This is a genomic window from Corynebacterium sp. (assembly GCF_012837295.1).
Classification (GTDB): Bacteria; Actinomycetota; Actinomycetes; order Mycobacteriales; family Mycobacteriaceae; genus Corynebacterium.
In genome coordinates this window covers 1-3,196 of the sequence record NZ_DURI01000162.1, presented here as the reverse complement: position 1 = coordinate 3,196, position 3,196 = coordinate 1, and the positions used below count along the sequence as shown (strand labels likewise).

Below are 3,196 nucleotides of genomic sequence, written 5' to 3'. Positions count from 1 at the left end.
GCGGCCGGAGATGTCGGCGCTGTCACGTCGTGAAGCGACGAAGCACCTGTGACGGTGCAGCCTCTTCGTCCAGGCCCGGCAGCAGACCGCGCGAAGCCGCCGCCTACTTGCCGCGGCCCAGGCAGTTGACGTCCCAGCCGGCGGCGCGCCACTGATCGACGGGCAGGCAGTTGCGGCCGTCGATGAGCTTCTTGTCGGCGACGAGCTTGCCCGCGGCCACGGGGTCGATCTGCTGGAACTCGTCCCACTCGGTGGCCACGACGACGATTTCCGCGCCGTCGAGGGCGTCCTCGGCGGAGTCGCGGTAGTCGAGCGTGGGGAAGATCTTCCGGGCGTTGTCCATCGCCTGCGGGTCGTAGACGCGCACGGCCGCGCCGGCCAGCGACAGCGAACCGGCGATGGACAGCGCCGGGGAATCGCGGACATCGTCGGAGTTCGGCTTGAACGCCGCGCCGAGCACCGCGACCTGGCGGCCCAGCGCGGTGCCGCCGAACGCGTCCTTGACCAGGCCGACGCACTTTTCGCGGCGGCGCATGTTGATCGCGTCGACCTCGCGCAGGAACGTCATCGCCTGATCCGCGCCGAGCTCGCCGGCGCGCGCCATGAACGCGCGGATGTCCTTGGGCAGGCAGCCGCCGCCGAAGCCCAGGCCGGCGTTGAGGAAGCGGCGGCCGATGCGCGGGTCCATGCCGATCGCGTCGGCCAGGACCGTGACGTCGGCGCCGGTGGTCTCGCAGATCTCGGACACGGCGTTGATGAAGGAGATCTTCGTGGCCAGGAACGCGTTGGCGGAGACCTTCACCAGCTCCGACGTCGGCAGATCCGTGACGATCATCGGCGTGCCGCGGTCGAGGATCGGCGCGAAGCACTCGCGGACGGCGTCCTCGGCGCGGGTGGAGCCCTCGCCCAGACCCAGGACCATGCGGTCGGGCTCGAGGGTGTCCTTCACCGCGTGGCCCTCGCGCAGGAACTCCGGGTTCCACGCCAAGTCGATGGTCGCCACCGGCCCGGTACCGTCGCCCGCATCCGCCGCACGCTCCGCCAGAATCGCGTCGGCCCGCTCCTGCAGGCGCTGCGCGGTGCCCACCGGCACCGTCGACTTGCCCAGGATCACGTGGTCGCCGGTCACGCGCGCCGCCAGCTCGTCGATGACCGCGTCCACGTAACGCACGTCCGCGGCGTTCGATCCCTTCACCTGCGGGGTGCCCACGCCGACGAAGTGCAGCGTGGCGAATCCGGCGGCCTCGTCATAGTCCGTCGTAAAGCGAATCGCCCCGGAATCGACGTGCTTGCGCAAAAGCTCCGGCAGGCCGGGCTCGTAGAACGGCACCCGCCCCTCCGACAGCGCCTCGATTTTGGCGGGGTCGACGTCGACGCCGAGGACCTCGTGGCCCAGCTCGGCCATGCACGCGGCATGGGTCGCACCCAGATATCCGGTTCCGATGACGGTCATTCGCATACCGGCCAGTATGAAATACGTTGCGGTACTTGGCGACTCGGGCCCCACCCGAACGCGCAGGTGATACGTGATTTCACCTGCGCAACACCGGGCCATCACCCGGTGCTCACCGGAAGTTCACCGATGTCGCTTTACGACGGCCCGGCCGCCAACCAATCCCGCGCGATCAAGTCGGCGCCGGCTTTCTCGTCGCCCGAAGCGCGCAGGTTCATGTCGGTGAGGTCGGCCGTCGTCAAGCGCGACGCCACTGACTCCAGGGCCCGGCGCGCCGATTCGTCCAGCACCCCGCGGCGGGCGAGCGCGACGACGTTCTGCGCCGGAATGAGCTGCTCGGGATCCTCCAGCGTGACCACGTCGACGTCGGCGCCGGACGGGTCGCGCAGCGGCGTGGTGGTGTAGATGTCCGCGATGTCCACGGCGCCGTCGGTCAGCGCGCGGATGGTCAGCGGGCCACCGGAATCGCCGTAGACGACCATCTCCATCGCCGCCGGATCGACGCCGTAGACCTCGGCGAGACCGTCGGGACCGTAGGGCTGCTGCGACAGTTCCGGCGAGCCGCCGATGCGGATGGCGCCGGTGGCGTCGGCGAGCTTCGGCAGATCGGCGAGGCTGGTCAGCCCGTGCTCGTCGGCGACGGTGCGGAGGACTCGGTAAGCGTCCTTGGACTCGGCCTCGGCGGGGGCGAGGGTCTCGAGGTCCTGCGGCAGATTCGCGTCGAGCGCGGCGAGGACGCCGGCCGGGTCCGCGCCCTCGGGAACGTCGCCGAAGTAGGACGCCAGATTGCCGGAATACTCGGGCACGAGGTCGACGGAGCCCTCCTGCAGCGCCGCGAGATACACGTCGCGGGCGCCGATCTGGGGGACGACCTCGACGTCGTGGCCGGCCTCCGTGAGCGCGTGCGCCCAGATGCGGGCGATGATCTCCGACTCCGGGAACATCGCCGAGCCCACGCGGATCTGACCGGCCGCACGGTTGGCCGGATTTGCGGGGTCGAGAGCGCAGGCGGACAGGCCGGTCAGCGCCGCGGCGGTCGTGGCGGCGGCGCCGGCGAGGAAGGCGCGGCGACTGAACTGCTTGGGCTGGTTCATCGGGATCCTCCCGTCGGGACGCCCGCGGGCGCCAACACCTTCTCCGCGACCGTGAACACCAGGTCGGTGATCAGCGCCAACCCGGCGACGAGCACCGCCGCGCCGAGCATCACGCCGTAGTCGCGCACGGCCAGCGAATCGAGCAGGAACCGCCCGAGACCGCCGAGGCCCAGATAGGCCGCGATGGTCGCGGTGGCCAGCACCTGCAGCCACGCCGACCGCAGCCCGCCGATGAGCACCGGCATGGCCAGCGGGAACTCCACGCGGCCGATGACCTGATTCGTCGAATGCCCCATCGCGTAGGCGGCGTCGATGACGGAGCGGTCGATGGACCGGAATCCCGACGCCGTTGCCGCGAGGATCGGCGGCACCGCGAGGATGACCAGCACGATCGTCGCCGGGATCAGCGGCAGCGTCACGCCCGCGGGGATGATCAGCGCCAGGAAGGTCAGCAGGCCCAGCGACGGCATCGCGCGCAGAATGCCCGACGTCCCGAGCACCACGCCCTGCCCGCGACCCGTGTGCCCGACGACGACGCCGAGCGCCACGCCGATGACCGCAGCGATGACCGTGGCCAGCAACGAATAGCCCAAATGCTCGAGGATCCGGGCGCCGATGCCGCCGTCGCCCGCCCACGAATCACCCGAGG

At 70.7% G+C, this 3,196-nt stretch carries 3 protein-coding genes; all 3 read right to left on the bottom strand.

Going from position 1 to position 3,196, the window contains the following annotated elements:
• Nucleotides 1-103: 103 nt before the first annotated feature.
• On the bottom strand, nt 104-1,459 hold the full coding sequence (locus tag GX015_RS05575; protein ID WP_291343448.1) for a UDP-glucose/GDP-mannose dehydrogenase family protein: 1,356 nt from the start codon (nt 1,457-1,459) through the stop codon (nt 104-106).
• 131 nt (nt 1,460-1,590) lie between these two features.
• A complete protein-coding gene (locus tag GX015_RS05570; RefSeq protein WP_291343447.1) occupies nt 1,591-2,547 on the bottom strand; it encodes an ABC transporter substrate-binding protein in 957 nt (318 codons plus the stop codon).
• On the bottom strand, nt 2,544-3,196 hold a 653-nt coding region (locus tag GX015_RS05565), incomplete at its 5' end, for an ABC transporter permease (protein WP_291343445.1). The genes GX015_RS05570 and GX015_RS05565, both read right to left, overlap by 4 nt.